Origin of the sequence: Mycolicibacterium austroafricanum (assembly GCF_000612725.1) — a bacterium.
Taxonomy (GTDB): Bacteria; Actinomycetota; Actinomycetes; order Mycobacteriales; family Mycobacteriaceae; genus Mycobacterium; species Mycobacterium austroafricanum.
The window spans coordinates 125,442-142,175 of sequence record NZ_HG964452.1; the positions used below are offsets into that span (position 1 = coordinate 125,442).

Annotated in this window: 15 protein-coding genes; 4 read left to right on the top strand and 11 right to left on the bottom strand. The window is 69.2% G+C overall.

Features of this window, described 5'->3' with window-relative positions; all coding sequences use genetic code 11:
- Positions 1-38 precede the first annotated feature (38 nt).
- The 5 genes from BN976_RS10990 to BN976_RS11010 all read right to left on the bottom strand — a co-directional run bounded on the left by BN976_RS10990 (position 39) and on the right by BN976_RS11010 (position 6,477).
- Positions 39-1,646 carry an ABC-F family ATP-binding cassette domain-containing protein gene (locus tag BN976_RS10990; protein ID WP_036370737.1) on the bottom strand — a complete coding sequence of 536 codons (1,608 nt, stop codon included), beginning with the start codon at positions 1,644-1,646 and terminating at the stop codon, positions 39-41.
- Positions 1,647-1,773: 127 nt separating this feature from the next.
- Entirely contained in the window at positions 1,774-2,838 is a 1,065-nt protein-coding gene (gene dapE / locus BN976_RS10995) for a succinyl-diaminopimelate desuccinylase (protein ID WP_011781667.1), read from the bottom strand.
- A 42-nt stretch (positions 2,839-2,880) separates the two neighbouring features.
- A complete protein-coding gene (locus tag BN976_RS11000; protein ID WP_011781668.1) occupies positions 2,881-3,894 on the bottom strand; it encodes an aminotransferase class IV in 1,014 nt (337 codons plus the stop codon).
- Between the two features lie 60 nt (positions 3,895-3,954).
- A complete protein-coding gene (locus BN976_RS11005; RefSeq protein ID WP_011781669.1) occupies positions 3,955-5,463 on the bottom strand; it encodes an APC family permease in 1,509 nt (502 codons plus the stop codon).
- Positions 5,464-5,568: 105 nt separating this feature from the next.
- On the bottom strand, positions 5,569-6,477 hold the full coding sequence (locus BN976_RS11010) for a LysR family transcriptional regulator (RefSeq protein WP_011781670.1): 909 nt from the start codon (positions 6,475-6,477) through the stop codon (positions 5,569-5,571).
- A 79-nt stretch (positions 6,478-6,556) separates the two neighbouring features.
- Between BN976_RS11010 and dapD the strand changes: the two genes are divergently transcribed.
- Positions 6,557-7,513 (top strand): 2,3,4,5-tetrahydropyridine-2,6-dicarboxylate N-succinyltransferase, encoded by a 957-nt coding sequence (gene dapD / locus BN976_RS11015; protein WP_011781671.1) that lies wholly within the window; start codon positions 6,557-6,559, stop codon positions 7,511-7,513.
- Between the two features lie 117 nt (positions 7,514-7,630).
- Here dapD and BN976_RS11020 read toward each other — a convergent pair whose 3' ends face one another.
- The 3 genes from BN976_RS11020 to BN976_RS11030 all read right to left on the bottom strand — a co-directional run bounded on the left by BN976_RS11020 (position 7,631) and on the right by BN976_RS11030 (position 10,085).
- Positions 7,631-8,158, bottom strand: coding sequence for a M15 family metallopeptidase (locus BN976_RS11020; protein WP_083767367.1), 528 nt, complete (start codon positions 8,156-8,158; stop codon positions 7,631-7,633).
- A gap of 167 nt (positions 8,159-8,325) precedes the next feature.
- The gene (locus BN976_RS11025; RefSeq protein WP_011781673.1) at positions 8,326-8,676 is read right to left on the bottom strand and encodes a VOC family protein; all 351 of its coding nucleotides are present in this window, start codon (positions 8,674-8,676) and stop codon (positions 8,326-8,328) included.
- The gene (locus tag BN976_RS11030) at positions 8,667-10,085 is read right to left on the bottom strand and encodes an acyl-CoA synthetase (RefSeq protein WP_036370740.1); all 1,419 of its coding nucleotides are present in this window, start codon (positions 10,083-10,085) and stop codon (positions 8,667-8,669) included. Before BN976_RS11030 ends, BN976_RS11025 begins: the two co-directional genes overlap by 10 nt.
- A gap of 41 nt (positions 10,086-10,126) precedes the next feature.
- On the opposite strand from BN976_RS11030, the gene BN976_RS11035 reads away from it, so the two are divergent.
- Positions 10,127-10,663 carry an NUDIX domain-containing protein gene (locus tag BN976_RS11035; protein WP_011781675.1) on the top strand — a complete coding sequence of 179 codons (537 nt, stop codon included), beginning with the start codon at positions 10,127-10,129 and terminating at the stop codon, positions 10,661-10,663.
- Between the two features lie 168 nt (positions 10,664-10,831).
- Positions 10,832-11,332 carry an Rv2253 family sensor-like surface protein gene (locus BN976_RS11040; RefSeq protein WP_036370742.1) on the top strand — a complete coding sequence of 167 codons (501 nt, stop codon included), beginning with the start codon at positions 10,832-10,834 and terminating at the stop codon, positions 11,330-11,332.
- Here BN976_RS11040 and BN976_RS11045 read toward each other — a convergent pair.
- The gene (locus BN976_RS11045) at positions 11,329-12,291 is read right to left on the bottom strand and encodes a proline dehydrogenase family protein (protein WP_036370744.1); all 963 of its coding nucleotides are present in this window, start codon (positions 12,289-12,291) and stop codon (positions 11,329-11,331) included. The two genes, BN976_RS11040 and BN976_RS11045, sit on opposite strands and share 4 nt — an antisense overlap.
- A 3-nt stretch (positions 12,292-12,294) precedes the next feature.
- Positions 12,295-13,923, bottom strand: coding sequence for an L-glutamate gamma-semialdehyde dehydrogenase (gene pruA, locus BN976_RS11050; RefSeq protein WP_036370746.1), 1,629 nt, complete (start codon positions 13,921-13,923; stop codon positions 12,295-12,297).
- Positions 13,924-14,016: 93 nt separating this feature from the next.
- Here pruA and BN976_RS11055 point away from each other — a divergent pair, with 93 nt between their 5' ends.
- Positions 14,017-15,594: a PucR family transcriptional regulator gene (locus BN976_RS11055; RefSeq protein ID WP_036370749.1), complete on the top strand. Its 1,578-nt coding sequence runs from the start codon at positions 14,017-14,019 to the stop codon at positions 15,592-15,594.
- Between the two features lie 27 nt (positions 15,595-15,621).
- Here BN976_RS11055 and dapC read toward each other — a convergent pair whose 3' ends face one another.
- Positions 15,622-16,701 carry a succinyldiaminopimelate transaminase gene (dapC, locus tag BN976_RS11060; RefSeq protein WP_036370752.1) on the bottom strand — a complete coding sequence of 360 codons (1,080 nt, stop codon included), beginning with the start codon at positions 16,699-16,701 and terminating at the stop codon, positions 15,622-15,624.
- Positions 16,702-16,734 lie beyond the last annotated feature (33 nt).

Below are 16,734 nucleotides of genomic sequence, written 5' to 3' on the forward strand. Positions count from 1 at the left end.
GCCCCACCGCGCCCGGCCCCCACCCGACCTGCCGTCGGCTAGCCCGGCGCGAGCGTGCTGTCGGCAAGGCGCAGAACACGATCCACTCCTATTGCGTCGAGGAACGACGCATCGTGGCTGACGACGATGAAGGCGCCGCGATAGGCCGCCAACGCGCTTTCCAGCTGCCCGACGCTGACCAGGTCGAGGTTGTTGGTCGGCTCGTCGAGGAGCAGCAGCTGTGGCGCCGGTTCGGCGAACAGCACGCAGGCCAGCGTGGCACGCAGCCGCTCCCCGCCCGACAGCACGCGCACCGGACGCTCGACGGCATCGCCGCGGAACAGGAACTGCGCCAGCAGATGACGGCGCCGGGTCACCGTCAGGCTGGGTGCGAACGCGGCGAGATTCTCGGCGACCGACCGGTCTTCGTCGAGGAGATCGAGCCGTTGCGACAGGTAGGCGACGCGCCCGTCGGCGACCTCGACGGCGCCGGCGTCCGGTTCGATCTCCCCGAGCAGGGTCCGCAGCAGAGTCGTCTTGCCTGCGCCGTTGGGTCCCGTCAACGCGATCCGCTCAGGTCCGCGCACCGTCAGGTCGATGCCGTCGAGAACGTCGCATCCGTTCCTGCTCACACGTATCCCGTTGAGCCGCAGAATCATCCGCGCTGATGGCACCAGCGTACCGGGCAGCTCCAGCACCAGTGCGTCGTCGTCGCGCACCGCGCGCTCGGCGTCCTCCAGACGGCTTCTGGCGTCGTCGACCCGGCTGGCGTGCACGTCGTCGGAGCGGCCCGCCGTCTCCTGCGCGCGGCGCTTCCGCGCGCCGGCGACGATCTTCGGCAGCCCGGCGTCACCGAGTGTGCGGGCAGCGGTGCCTGCGCGGCGGTCCGCCCGTTCCCTGGCCTGCTGACGTTGGTGCTTCTCGCGTCGCAGGAGCTGCTCGGCGCTGCGGACCGCGTCCTGCGCCGCGCGCTGGGCATCGGTGACCGCGTCCTGATAGGCGGTGAAGTTGCCGCCGTAGAAGCGCACCTGCCCGCGGTAGAGCTCCGCGATCCGGTCCATCCGGTCCAGCAGCACCCGGTCGTGGCTGACCACCAGCAGGCATCCGCCGAAGTCGTCGAGCGCGTCGTAGAGCCGGTGGCGCGCGTCCGCATCGAGGTTGTTGGTGGGCTCGTCGAGCAGCAGCACGTCGGGGCGGCGCAACAACTCCCGCGCCAGGCCGAGGCTGACCACCTCCCCGCCGGACAGCGACCGCAGCGACCGGTCCAACCCGATGTGCCCGAGGCCCAGCCGGTCCAGCTGGGCCCGGGTGCGTTCCTCGACGTCCCAGTCGTCACCGATCACCGCGAAGTGGTGGGCGCTCGGATCCCCTGCTGCCAGGGCGTCCAGCGCGTCGATCACCGCGGCGACGCCGAGCACGTCGGCGACGCTGCTTTCGTCGAGCAGCGGGAGCGTCTGCGGAAGATAGCCGACCACGCCGTCGGCGGTCACCGCGCCGGTGGTGGCGGTCAGCTCGCCGGCGATCAGCCGCAGCAGCGTGCTCTTGCCTGCGCCGTTGGCCGCGACCAGCCCGGTGCGGCCCGCGCCGACGGTGAAGGACAGGTCGGTGAACAGCGGGGTGTCGTCGGGCCAGGAGAATGACAGATGGGTACAGACAACAGAAGACATGCGGGAGTGCTTTCGTCGAGGCGTGACGCCTTCGGAGATCGAGGCGTGACGCCTGCGGAAATGGGACCCGTCCGGGAACTACCCGGTGATGTCTTCTCCCAGCATGGTTTCCAGGCTAGCGCTGCCGTCAACCGATTAAGTAGCGCCTCAGCATGTCGGTGACCGCGGTGATCTGCGCGACGTCGACGCTCTCGTCGACGCGGTGCGCGAGGTTCGGGTCGCCCGGGCCGTAGTTGACCGCCGGGATTCCCAGCGCGGCGAACCGGGACACGTCGGTCCAGCCGTACTTCGCGCGCACCTGGCCACCGGCAGCCTCGACGAGCGCGGCCGCGGCCGGCCGGGTCAACCCGGGCAGCGCGCCCGCGGCGGCGTCGGTGAGCTCGATCGTGACGTCGAGCCTGTCGAACACCTCGCGCACGTGGGCGTACGCCTGCTCGACGCTGCGGTCCGGGGCGAAACGGAAGTTGACCGTGACACTCGCCGCGTCGGGGATGACGTTGCCGGCGACACCTCCGTCGATGCGCACCGCCGACAACCCCTCGCGGTAGACGCAGCCGTCGATGTCGACACTGCGGGCCTGATAGGACCGCAGACGGGCGAGAACGTCGCTCAGCTTGTGAATCGCGTTGTCGCCCAACCAGGATCGGGCGGAATGCGCGCGGGTGCCCGTCGCTCTGACGATCACCCGCAGGGTGCCCTGACAGCCGGCCTCGATCAATCCGCCGGACGGTTCGCCGAGGATCGCGACGTCGGCGGCCAGCCACTCGGGTAGCTCGCGTTCGATGCGGCCGAGCCCGTTGGCGGAGGCCTCGATCTCCTCACAGTCGTACATCACCAGCGTGATGTCGTGGGCGGGTTCGGCGACGGTGGCGGCCAGGTGCAGGAACACCGCGTCACCGGCCTTCATGTCCGAGGTTCCGCAGCCGTGCAGTACGCCGTCGGCCAGCCTGCTGGGCAGGTTGTCGGCCGCGGGCACGGTGTCGATGTGTCCGGCCAGCAGCACCCGCGACGGCCTGCCGAAGTCGGTGCGGGCCAGCACGGCGTCACCGTTGCGGACGATCTCGAACCCGGCGGTCTGTTCGCGCAGCGCGGTCTCGATCTCGTCGGCGATGCGCTTCTCGTGGCGCGACTCGCTCGGGATGTCCACCAGCGCGGCGGTCAGCGCGATCGGGTCGCCGTGTAGGTCCAGCACACGACCACGGTAACCCGTCGCACTGGCCGCCCACCGGCACCCTCAGTACTGGATCGCTTCGATCAGGGGCCCGGGCTCGTCCATCAACGCCCAGAAGCGGTCCCGGATCGCCACCGTCACCGGGCCGGGCTCCCCGTCGCCGATGGGCACACCGTCGAGGGTGTTGATCGGTGTCACACCGCCGGCGGTGGTGACCGCCATGATCTCGTCGGCGTCATACAGTTCGTGGCTGGTGACGTCGCGCAGCGCGGCCTCGATGCCCATCGCTCCGGCGATCTCGAACACCGTCTTACGGGTGATGCCGGGCAACGCATTTCGCGAAGGAGATGCGAGCTTGCCGTCCTTGACGATGCAGACGTTGAATCCCGGTCCCTCCGCGACGCAGTTGTCTGCGTCCATCAGGATGGCGGTGCGGGCGCCGCGGTCCTTGGCCTCGAAGCTGGCCGCGGTCAGATCACCCCACTGGTAGTTCTTGATGGTCGGGTCGACGGTGTTGCGGCCGGCACGGCGCACGTGGCGCGGTACGACGGCGGTGGTCCCGAAGATCTGCTCGGCGGGCGGGAACGCCCACAGGTACGGGATCGCGTAGATGTACACCTGGTGGGTCAGTTTCGAGAGATCCTTCTCCCCCTTGCGCTTTCCGTATCCACGCGTGATGGTCAGATTGACGAACGACTCGCGCAGCTGTGAGAGGGACACGCACTTCTTGGTGATGTCGGCGAGTTCGTCTTTGGTGTAGCCGGAATCGAGGCGCAGCTTGCGGGCACCGTCGAGCAGTCGGTCGAGATGGTCACCGAGTCGGAAGATGTTGCCGTGCCATACGTGGGCCACGGTGTAGGTGAGGTCAGAGTGCCCGAACCCGGTGTCGAAGATCGAGATCTTGGCGTCCTCGGCGGGCAGGTACTCACCTTCGATCCAGGCCACGCCGCCGGCGAACGGGCTGGAGTAGTCGATCTCGTAGTCGCTGTACTGGATCACCGAGCCCGCCGGGGTGTCCTCGCGGATGGCGCCGGGTTCGACGGCGACGAGATTCGAGGTTCCGGTGTCAATGCCCATGGAAAAAGGTCCTTTCAGAGGGATCAGAGGTTCGGAGAGCAGAAGCGAAGCGACCCGGGGTCACACACCGTGGGTCTTGGCGTAATCTGCACCGGCGTCTCCGCGGCTCAACCGCGACTTCAGGCCGGTGGCCCACCAGACGGCGGCAAGCACGACGATGCCGAGGAAAACCCATTTGTTGGTGGCGAATTGGGGCAGGAGCAGCAGCGCCACGGCCACGCCGAGGAACACCGACAGCGCTGTGACGTACAGCGGCAGCCGGAACCTGCCGAGGTCGAAGGTACCGGGTTCGGCCGCCGGGATGGTGCCCCGCCGGTAGCCGACGAGCAGGCCGATGGTCTGCAGGATGTAGACGAAGAAGAACAGCAGCGATGCGATGCCGATGATGTAGTTGAACGCCTTCTCGTTGACCAGCGCGGACAGCAGCAAAACCGTTGACAGGAAGCCTAATCCGACCACTGCGTACGTCGGTGCCTTGCTCTTCGGCGACACATGGCGCCACACATGGGAGAACGGCAGCATGTTGTCGCGGGCCATCGAGTAGGTCAGCCGGGTGGCGACCAGGATGTTGGCCAGCAGGCACGCCAGGATGTTCGTCAGCGCGATCGCGACGACGACCTTGGTCACCGCAGGACCGGCCTGCTGGGTGATGATCTCCTCGATGGGCGCGGCCGAATTGGCCTGCACCGCGGAGGGATCCTTGATCGCCAGCACGTACACGACATACATCAGGAACTCGATGACGATCGAAGTGACCAGTGCGTAGAACATCGTCTTCGGCACGACCCGGCGCGCATCCTTGGTTTCCTCGGCGACGTCGGCGCCGGACTCCACCCCTATGAGGCCGAAGAACGGCCCGAGCGCCGCCGCGAGCCACGCCAACATGTAGGAGTCCTTGTCGCCGGCCTGCCCGCCGGTGAACAGCGCCGAGATCGGCTGGTGGTTCTCCGGTGCGCTGAACGCGATGATCGCGACCAGGGCGGTGGCGCCCACGGTGATCACCAGCTCGAGGCTGACACCGATGTTGTTGACCATGGTGGCGAACCGGACGCCGTAGATGTTGATCAGCACGCACACGAACACCACCGCGATGGCGAGCAGGATCTGCGTGGTCTGCGTCATGCTCCAACCGAGCAGCCCGCCGAGGTATCCGGACAGTATGAAGCCGACCCCGGTCATGCCGCACACCCAGCCCATCAGTGCGATGAAGCCGGTGAACCAGGCGAGGTCGGGGCCGTTGATCCGGCTGACCCACTGATAGGAGTAGCCGGCCAACGGCAGCTTGGCGGTCAGGTCGGCGGCGATGAAAGCCCACAGCGCGAACACCGCGCCGGCCAGTAGCAGCGTCCATACGAACGGGGCCCCGGCGGTGAAGTAACCCGCACCGAAGCCGGTGAAGACGGCGGTGGTGGCGCTGATGGTAGCGAACCCGATCGCGAACGACGCGAGCGTGCCGACCGATCGGTCGAGCTTTTGGCGGTAGCCGAGTTCGGCGAGTTTGGCATCCTCGTCGCTCAGCGCGGGCTGTCGCTGTTCTGAATGAGTGGGTGGGGAAATCGCATCGGTCATGGTCGCTCCAGGTCAAGCCATCGGAAAGAACACCTGGAGACAGAAAACCGCCATCGTGCGGACACCGGAAGTTTGCACTTTTGATCTGCTCATAAACTGGATCTATCAGCCGTGGTCCGCGTTGTCGCCGTCCCCGAAACTCCATTGCGACTGCACGTGTCTGACCAGCGCATCGGCCTGCGGGGTGAGGTCGGCGGGGTTCCACGCCAGCGCGGTGTGACTGGGTGGCCGGTCGCAGATCGGCACGTAGACGATGCCGGGGCGGTCATAGAACCGGGCCACCGACGAGGTGGTGAAACTGATGCCGAGCCCACGGGCGATGGCGGTGGTCTCGGCCTCGTAGGTCGCCGCCACGGCGGCGATCGTCGGCGGGCGGTTGCCGCGGACGTCCATCGCCAGCCAGTAATCGCGCCAGGTACCCGCAGTCAGCGGGGCGCAGACGATCGGATCGTCGAGCAACTCGGCGATTTCGACCTCGCGGCGCTCGGCGAGCCGGTGGTCTCGGGGCAGGCAGGCCACCCACGACTCGGAGTCGAGAATCAGCATGCGGTGCTCGGGCAGGTCCACCGGCGGGCGGATGATGGCGACCTCGGTGGTGCCGTCCGCCAACCCGGCCGTCGGGTCGGCGAAGTCGAACTCGATGGGTTCGACGGTGACGTCGGGGTAGGCAGCCTCGAAGTGGCGGACGAGCCGGAACAGCAGATCGGCGCCGGTGCCGATGAGGTAGCCGACGCGTAGTACCCCGCGACGGGTGCCCGACAACATGATCAGGTTGTCGACGACGGCATCCACGCCGGAAAGCGCCTGCTGCACCTGTGGCAGCCATGCCGCGCCGAGATCGGTCAGGGCGACTTCCCGAGTGTTGCGGTGAAACAGCACGACGCCGAACTGGTGCTCGAGTTGCTTGATCGCGGTCGACAGCGCGGGCTGGGTGATGAACAGTTTCTCCGCCGCCCGCCGGTAGTTCAGCTCATGGCCGAGAACGGCGAAGTAGCGCAGTTGGCGCAACGTCACGTCGACGGTCGTAGCTCGCCTCCTGACCTGGTCGGGACCCTGTGCAGCGATGCTAGGCCCACCGGTAGCCTGAAGCACCGTGACTTCTGCTTCTGGTATCGGCGTGGCGACGATCGCGGCCGACGGATCGGTTCTCGACACCTGGTTTCCCGCGCCGGAGCTGACCGACGGCGGCGAAGCGGGGACGGTGCGGCTCTCGGTGGCGGAGGTGCCCGCGGAGCTCGCGGCGCTCGCCGGCCGCGACGAGGACCGCGACGTGGACGTCGTCGTGGTGCGCACCGTCATCGCGTCCCTGGACGACAAGGCCGTCGACGCGTACGACGCCTACCTGCGGCTGCACCTGCTGTCTCACCGGTTGGTCGCCCCGCACGGGCTCAACGCCGACGGCCTGTTCGGCGTGCTCACCAACGTCGTGTGGACCAGCCACGGACCGTGTGCGGTCGACGGGTTCGAGACGGTGCGGGCCCGACTGCGCCGCCGCGGGCATGTCGCGGTCTACGGCGTCGACAAGTTCCCGCGGATGGTCGACTACGTGCTGCCGTCCGGGGTCCGCATCGCCGACGCCGACCGGGTGCGCCTCGGCGCGCACCTGGCGCCGGGGACCACAGTGATGCACGAGGGCTTCGTGAACTTCAACGCCGGCACGCTCGGCAGCTCGATGGTCGAGGGCCGCATCTCGGCGGGTGTCGTCGTCGACGACGGCTCCGACGTCGGTGGCGGCGCGTCCATCATGGGCACGCTGTCCGGCGGCGGCACGCAGGTGATCTCGGTCGGCAAGCGCTGCCTGCTGGGCGCCAACGCCGGGCTGGGCATCTCCCTCGGCGACGATTGCGTCATCGAGGCCGGGTTGTACGTCACCGCGGGCACGAAGGTCACCCTTCTCGATGGCGACCGGACGGCCACCACCGTCAAGGCGCGCGAGCTCTCCGGCGCGAACAACCTGCTGTTCCGCCGCAATTCGGTGACCGGGGCCGTCGAGGTGGTCAAGCGCGACGGCACGGGCATCACGCTCAACGAGGCCCTGCACGCCAACTGACCCCCGCTTTTACTGGCGCGAGCGTGCGTGTCTGCGGGCGACACGCCGTGTCAATCGCGAACTTTGCGCACGCTCAAACCCGCTGGCGCTCAAATTGATCCGCTGGGCTGGGGCGCCTCAGCCCGCGGCGCTGGCCTTCAACGGCGGGCAGTTGCCCTGCGCGTCGACCGCGAGCTCGAAATGCCAGATCTCGTTGGCGTAGATCTGGCACAGGCCGAACCGCGCGCCGTTGGCGATCAGCCAGCGGTCGGCCTCGGCCGGTCCGATGTCGATGGCCTGGCCGGAGACATGCTTGGACACCTCGGGCGTGGCGACCAGCTCGGCGGCCTTCTGCACGCTGCCGTAGGTCGTGACTGCGTCGTCGAACAGCCTCTGCTGGAAGCCCTTCGACCGCCAGCCGGATGTCACCATGAACGGCACACCTGCCGCCTGGGCCGCCCGGGCCGCTTCCTGCACGGCGCCCAGCAGCGCCGGATCTAGCTGCGAGAGAATGGGATTGGCGGTGTCGAACGGTGAGAGCATGGCCCCTTCGGGCAGCCAGCCACCGGTGGTGTCGACGGCCGCCGACCCGATGACCAGGGTGTCCCCGGGTGGTGGCGCGGGCATCGGCGCCGGCGGCACGACGATGCTGGTCTGGACGAGCATCACCTCGGCCGAGTGACCGCAGGCCGACAACAGCGTGGCAGCCACCGCGCCGCCGATCCCGACGAGCGTGCGGGTAATCGCAGATTTTGCCCGCGTGTTGCCCGCAGACACGCACGCTCGCGGGGAAAGGCAGGGAGGTGCCCCCAAGGCTCGTGGGGAAAGGCGAGTCACCCGTCGGCCGCCAGGATGCAGAACTCGTTGCCTTCCGGGTCGGCCAGCACCACCCAGCTCTGCTCCCCCTGGCCGATGTCGACTCGGCGTGCGCCGAGGCCGATCACCCGCTCCACCTCGGCGTCCTGGTCGTCGGGCGTGAAGTCGAAATGGATCCGGTTCTTGACCGCCTTGCCCTCGGGCACCGCCAGGAACAGCCAGTCCGGTCCCACGCCGCCGGGAGCGCGCAGCGTGACATCACCGTCGTCGGTGTTCTCGGCCGGCCAGCCCAGCACCTGCGACCACCAGGCGGACAACATGCGAATGTCGGTGGCATCGATGCAGATCTCGCTGAACCTCAGACCCATTGCGCCAGTTCCTTCTTCAGCAACTTTCCCATCGCGTTGCGCGGCAGACTCTCGACGACCCGGACCTCCCGCGGCCGCTTGTGGACGGAGAGTTGTTGCGCCACATAGTCGATCAGCTCGTCGGGTTGGGCGTCGCCGACGACGAACGCAATGATGCGCTGCCCGAGATCCGCGTCGGGCGCGCCGATCACGGCGGCCTCCCGCACCCCGGCATGCTGCAGCAGCACCGTCTCGATCTCGCCTGCACCGATCCGGAAACCGCCGCTCTTGATGAGGTCCACCGACTCGCGGCCGACGATGCGGTGCATACCGGACGAGTCGATCACCGCGACGTCACCGGTGTGGTACCAGCCGTCGTCACCGAGCACCTCGGCGGTGGCGTCGGGGCGGTTGAGGTACCCGTCGAACAGCGTCGGGCTCTGCACGTGCAGCTGCCCGATGGACTCCCCGTCGTGCGGCAGCTCCGTGCCGTCGTCGGCGACCAGCCGCGTCGTCACCCCCTGCAGCGGCAGCCCCACCCAACCGGGCCTGCGCTCGCCCGAGGCGAATGTGCTCAGCGTGATCAGCGTCTCGGTACTGCCGTACCTCTCGACGGCCCGGTGCCCACTGAGTGCGGCGAGCCCGTCGAACACCGGGACCGGCAGGGCCGCGCTACCCGACACCAGAAGTCGGGCAGGGGCCAACGCCCGCGCCGCGTCGCCGTCCTCCACCACGCGCGACCACACCGTCGGCACCCCGAACAGCAACGTGCCGCCCAGCTCACGCACCGCCCGGGCATAGGCCGCGGGCTTGGGTTTTCCGGTGTGCACGAACCGGTTTCCCACCCGCAGCGAGCCCAGCAGACCGAGCACCAGACCGTGGACGTGGTACAGCGGAAGCCCGTGCACCAGCGTGTCCTGCGGTGTCCACTCCCACGCCTGCGCCAGCATGTCGATGTCGGCGGCGATCGCGCGGCGACTCACCACCACACCCTTGGGTGGTCCGGTGGTCCCCGAGGTGTAGATGATCAGCGCGGCGGCATCCGGTGACGGCTCCGGATAGCGGTGCCATGACCGGGCGTGCAGACGCACCGGGACGTGCGGCAGCCCCTCGGCCTCCTCTGGCAGCTCGCCGAGCCAGGCCTGCGCGCGGGAGTCGGCGAGGATGTGGCGCCGTTCCGCGGCGCCGACGTCGGCCGGCACCGGGACGACGGGCACGCCGGCGATCAGGCAGCCCGTGACCGCGAGCACCGTCGCGGCGGTCGGCGTGGCCAGCACCGCGACCCGCGAGGCGCCGCCCACACGTTCCGCGACGGAGGTAGCCGCCCCGACGAGGTCACTTCGACTCAACGACACCCCGTCGATGCGCACCGCGTCGCCGAGGTCTGCTCCCGCCGCCACGGCCGCGGGGTTCAAGGACGCCAGCAGCACAGAAGATGAGGCTACTCCCACCGGCTGGTCATACTGGTGTGGTGGATTCCATCCGGGCCGTGGGGACGCGCGAGATATACCGCAACAACTGGCTGACGGTCCGCGAGGACGATATCCGCAGGCCGGACGGAACCTCCGGGATCTACGCGGTCGTGGACAAACCGACGTACGCCCTGGTCATTCCGCGCGACGGCGACCGTTTCCACCTCGTCGAGCAGTTCCGCTACCCAATCGGGATGCGTCGCTGGGAGTTTCCGCAGGGCACGGCCCCCGGCCGGGCCGACCTGGACGCCGGCGAACTCGCGGTGCGCGAGTTGCGCGAGGAGACCGGCCTGGTCGCGGCCGCGATGACCGAGATCGGCCTGCTCGACGTCGCCCCCGGAATGAGCAGCCAGCGCGGCCGGGTGTTCCTCGCGACCGGGATCACCGAGGGCCCGCATGAGCGTGAGCACGAGGAGCAGGACATGCGCAGCGCCTGGTTCAGCCGGGCCGAGGTCGAGCAGATGATGCGTGACAGGATCATCACCGACGCGCAGACGCTGGCCGCCTGGGCGTTGATGCTGCTGGCCGGTCACTGACAGGTTCGGCCCCGTTCGCCGAGCTCCGTTCCGCACGAACGTCATTCGCCGCAAGCGCCGATACCAAGCCGTGATCCAACCGTGCCCCAACGGGCCGTGTCGGTCAGGCACGTTGACGGATGAGCCGATTAGGTTGCACTTGCCACACTGAAGAACTGCGAGGAAGCCATGCCGGCGCGACGGGCGCACCACATACTTGCATCCGCGACTTTCGTTGCGGTCGCATGCGTGTGCGCCGACGGCACCGCGCAGGCGGCCCCGCCGGACTGGAGCGGCCGCTACACCGTGGTGACGTTCGCATCCGACAAACTCGGCACGAGCATCGCGGCCCGGCAACCCGAACCGGATTTCAGCGGGCAGTACACCTTCAGCACGTCCTGCGTCGGCACCTGCGTGGCCACCGCCACCGACGGTCCGGCGCCGTCCAACCCGACGATCCCGCACCCCCCGCGCTACACCTGGGACGGCAGGCAGTGGGTGTTCAACTACAACTGGCAGTGGGAGTGTTTCCGCGGCGCCGACGTGCCGACCGAGTACGCAGCCGCCCGTTCGCTGGTGTTCTATGCACCGACGGCCGACGGCACCATGTACGGGACGTGGCGCACCGAGATCCTGGAAGGCCTCTGCAAGGGCACCGTGATCATGCCCGTCGCCGCCTACCCCGCCTAACCGCGGCGTTCGGCCAGGGCCCGCAGAAAGAACGTGAGGTTGGCCGGCCGCTCGGCGAGCCTGCGCACGAAGTAGCCGTACCACTGCGTGCCGAACGGCACGTAGACGCGAATATGGTTGCCCGCCTCGGCAAGTCGGCGCTGTTCGGCGTCACGGATGCCGTAGAGCATCTGGTATTCGAAATCGTCCACGCCGCGGCCGTACTCGCGCGCCATAGACGGTACCGCGCCGAGGATCTCGGGGTCGTGGGAGGCGACCATCGGATAACCCCTGCCCGCCATCAGGATGCGCAGGCACTGCAGGTACGAGTCGGTGACGTCGTCGCGATCCCGGAAGGCCACCGAAGCCGGTTCGGCATAGGCCCCCTTGCACAACCGGATTCGGGCCCCGGACGCCGCGAACTCGGCGCAGTCGGCGCGCGCGCGTTTCAGGTGCGACTGCAGCACGGTGCCCACCCAGTCGAAGTCCACTCGTAGCTCACGCACGATCGACAGCGTGGAGTCGGTGGTGGTGTGGTCCTCGGCGTCGACGGTCACCCACACTCCGGCGCGTTGCGCCCGTTCGCAGATCGCGCGGGCGTTCTCCAGCGCGATCTTCTCACCGTCGCGCGGCAGGGCCTGCCCCAACGCCGAGAGCTTGAGTGACACCTCCAACGGCCTTACCGCCGCGGCGGTTTCGCCACGGCCGGCGAGCGCATCGAGCAGCGTCAGGTAGGCCTCGACGGTCGCATCGGCCGCGTCGGCGTCGGTGACGTCCTCCCCGAGGTAGTCGATCGAGACCAGTCGGTGTGAATCGCGAAGATCCCCGACGGCGGTGATCACGTCGGCGGTGCTCTCCCCCGGTACGAAGCGGCGCACCACCTTGCGCGTCACGGACATCCGCTCGGCCGCCCGGCGCAGGCCTTCCCGGCGCGATGCCGCCAGGATCACCGGCCGCGCAATCTTGTCGAAGACAGACACCGCTCATACCTCCATGTGGGGATAGGTGTGACTGGTCGGCGGCACGAACGTCTCCTTGATCGAACGCGCCGACGTCCACCGCAGCAGGTTGAGCGCGGAGCCGGCCTTGTCGTTGGTGCCCGACGCCCGCGACCCGCCGAACGGCTGCTGCCCGACCACCGCGCCGGTCGGTTTGTCGTTGACGTAGAAGTTGCCCGCCGCGTGCCGCAGTCGCCGCTCGGCGGTCAGCACCGCGGCACGGTCGTCGGCGATCACCGCGCCGGTCAGCGCGTAGCGGGCACTGGTGTCGACGACGTCGAGGATGCGCTCGTAGTCCTCATCGGGATAGACGTGCACGGCCAGCAGCGGTCCGAAATACTCTGTGCTGAAAGCTTCATCGCCTGGATCGTCGGACAGCAGCACCGTGGGGCGGACGAAATAGCCTTCGCTGTCGTCGTATTCACCTCCCACCGCGACGGTCACCCCGGCGGCACTCTTGGCCCGTTCGATGGCGGTGACGTTCTTGACGAAGGCCCGTTCGTCGATCAGCGCGCCGCCGAAGTTGGCCAGCTCGGTCACGTCGCCGTAGGGCAGCGCCTCGGTGGTGTCGAGGAAATCGTCGCCCATCTTCTGCCACACCGACCGCGCGATGTAGGCCCGCGATGCGGCCGAACACTTCTGCCCCTGATAGTCGAACGCACCACGGATCAGGGCGGTGCGCAACACATCCGGCTGTGCAGACGGGTGCGCGACGACGAAGTCCTTGCCGCCGGTCTCGCCGACCAGCCGGGGGTAGGTGTCGTAGCGGTCGATGTGAGTGCCCACCTCGCGCCACAGGTGCTGGAACGTCGCGGTCGAACCGGTGAAGTGGATGCCTGCCAGCCTGCGGTCGGAGAGCAGCACGTCCGAGACGGCAAGCCCGTCACCGGCGAGCAGGTTGATCACCCCGGGCGGCAGGCCCGCCGCCTCGAGCAGCTGCATGGTCAGATAGGCCGCGAACATCTGGGTGGGCGACGGCTTCCACACCACGGTGTTGCCCATCAGCGCGGGCGCGGTCGGCAGATTACCCGCGATGGCGGTGAAGTTGAACGGGGTGATGGCGTAGACGAACCCTTCCAGCGGGCGGTAGTCGGTACGGTTCCACACCCCCTTCGAGTTGAGCGGCTGCTGCGCCAGGATCTGTCGGGCGAACGCGACGTTGAACCGCCAGAAGTCGACGAGCTCGCACGGCGCGTCGATCTCGGCCTGGTAGGCGGTCTTGGACTGGCCGAGCATCGTCGCCGCGGCGATCTTCTCCCGCCACGGCCCTGCCATCAGGTCCGCGGCGCGCAGGAACACCGCGGCGCGCTCGTCGAACGGGGTGTTCTCCCAGCCGGGCTTGGCGGCGACGGCGGCCTCGACGGCGGCGGCCGCGTCGGCGTGGTCGGCATTGGTGCAGATTCCGAGCCGGGCCGAGTGGCGGTGCGGCTGGACCACTTCCACCGAGGGCCCGGCGCCCATCCGGTGGGTGCCGCCGATGACGTGGGGCAGCTCGATCGGGTCCGCGGCGAGGTCGGCCAGCATGTTCTCCAGCCGGTGGCGTTCGGGGGAACCGGGTGCGTACTCGTGCACCGGCTCGTTCGAGGGCAGGGGTACGTCGCTGATCGCGTCCATCCTGCAAGGATGCCCATTTTCGGCCGCGATTCCGATGGCCTATCGGACAACAGGTGTCACACTTGTTAGTCGTATCGGATAAAGGAGCGGCCGATGGTGGTCACGCCGGCGGGCCTGGGGCTCGGACAGTTGCTGCTCGCCCTGGACCGCACGATGGTCACGCTTGTCGAGGCGCCACGCGGCCTGGACATGCCGGTCGGTTCGGTCGCGCTCGTCGACGCCGACGACGTGCGCCTGGGCCTGGCGGTCGGCCCCGGCTCGGTCGATCTGTTCTTCCTGCTGGGGGTGGCCGACGTCGACGCGCTGCGGTGGCTGGAGCACCACGCCGACCGACCCGTCGCGATCTTCGTCAAAGAACCCACCGCAGAAGCCGTCGCCCGTGCGGTGGCCCTGGGCGCCGCCGTGGTGGCCGTCGACCCCCGCGCGCGCTGGGAACATCTGTATCGACTGGTCAACTACGCCTTGGAACACCACGGTGACCGGGACGACCCGTCGCGCGACTCGGGCACCGACCTGTTCGGGCTGGCCCAGTCGATCGCCGACCGCACGCGGGGCATGATCTGCATCGAGGACGCCGACAGCCGCATGCTGGCCTACTCGGCGTCCAGCGAGGAAGCCGACGAGTTGCGTCGCCTGACCATCCTGGGCCGCGCCGGTCCCCCCGAGCATCTCGAATGGATCGGTCAGTGGGGCATTTTCGACGCGCTGCGGGCCGGCCCGGACGTGGTACGGGTGGCCGAGCGCCCGGAGCTGGGATTGCGGCCGCGCCTCGCCGTCGGTATCCACCTGCCCGCAGACACCCGTCACGCGCCCCGATTCGCCGGCACCATCTGGCTGCAGCAGGGCTCGTCGGCGCTGGCCGACGATGCCGAGGAGATTCTGCGCGGCGGCTCGGTGCTGGCCGCCCGGATCATGTCGCGGCTGGCGACGGCGCCGTCGCAGCACGCCGCGCGCCTGCAGCAACTGCTCGGCCTCACCGGCGTCGACGTCGACGACGTCGGTGCACTGGCCCGCGAGCTGGGCATCCCGGAGGACGCGCGGGCGGCGATCGTCGGCTTCCGGGGACTCGGCGCCGCGGTGCCCGCGGACGTCATCGCGTTGAGCGCGGGCGCTTTTCGCGCCGACGCCCAGGTGGCCGCGGCCGGGGACCGGGTGTACGTGCTGTTGCCGAAGGCCGGCGCCGCCGCATCGTTGACATCCTGGGTGCGTGGTGTGGTGGCCGCGTTACGGCGCGAACTCGGGCTCGAGGTGCGGGCGGTCACCGCGCCGCTGACCGGGCCTGCGGGCGCGGCGGGTGCCAGGGCCGACGTGGACCGGGTGTTCGACAGCGCCGAAAGGCACCCCGGTGCAATCGATTTGGTGACATCGCTGGACGAGGCGCGCACGACGGTGCTGCTCGACGAGATCGTCTCGCACGTCGCGGCACAGCCACACCTGGTCGACCCTCGGGTGCGGCGGTTGCGGGCGGGCGATCCCCTGTTGGCCGAGACGCTGCAGGCCTATCTCGACGGCTTCGGCGACATCGCCGCGATCGCAGCGCGGCTGCACGTGCACCCGAACACGGTGCGCTACCGCATCAGGAGGGTCGAAAAGCTGCTGTCGACCTCTCTCGAGGACCCCGACAGCCGCCTGGTGCTCGCGTTGGGATTGCGCGCCACCGAGCCCCGGTGAATCGCGATCTGCGCCACCCCAGGTGCCTCAGCGCGCCGAATCCGCCAGCCGTGCCACCGCGGCGGCGATGCGTTCGTCGGTCGCGGTCAGCGCCACCCGGACGTGCCTGGCGCCGCGCGGTCCGTAGAACTCCCCCGGCGCGACCAGGATGCCTTTCTGCGCCAGCCATGTGACGGTGTCCCGGCACGGCTCGCCTCGGGTGGCCCACAGGTAGAGCCCCGCCTCGGAGTGGTCGACGGTGAATCCGGCCGCCAGCAGCGCGGGCAGCAGCGCGTCGCGGCGTCGGGCGTAGCGTTCCCGCTGTTCCCGCTCGTGCGCGTCGTCGTCGAGGGCGGCCACCATCGCGGCCTGGATCGGGGTCGGCACCATCATGCCTGCGTGCTTGCGCACCGCCAGCAGTTCGGCCACCACCGCCGGGTCTCCGGCGACGAAACCCGCCCGGTAGCCGGCCAGCGACGACGTCTTGGACAACGAGTGCACGGCCAGAAGTCCGGTGTGGTCGCCGTCGCAGACGTCGGGGTGCAGCACCGAGACGGGTGCGACGTCCCAGCCGAGGCCGAGGTAGCACTCGTCGGAGGCCACCAGCACGCCGCGGTCACGCGCCCAGCCGACCACCTTGCGCAGATGGTCGACGCCGAGCACCCGACCGGTCGGGTTGCTCGGCGAGTTGACGTACACCAGTGCCGGCACGGACGGGCCCAGTTGGGTGAGCGAATCGGCGCGCGCCACCGCGGCGCCGGCCAACAGCGCCCCGACCTCGTAGGTGGGGTAGGCCAACTCGGGCACCACCACGGTGTCGCCTGCACCCAGGCCGAGCACGGTCGGCAGCCAGGCGATCAGCTCCTTGGTGCCGATCGCCGGCAACACCGAACCCGGTGCCAGATGGGTGATCCCGTACCGGCGGCGCAAGGCCGACACCGCCGCCTCGCGCAACGCGGGGGTGCCGTGGGTGGTCGGATAACCGGGCGCAGAACTCGCCGCGGCCAGGGCGTCGCGGATGACCGGGGCCACGTCGTCCACGGGGGTTCCCACCGACAGGTCGACGATGCCGCCGGGGTGCGCGCGGGCGGCCGCGGTCGCGTCGGCCAGGGTGTCCCAGGGGAACACCGGCAGGGACGCCGACTTCAGGTACCGACGGCC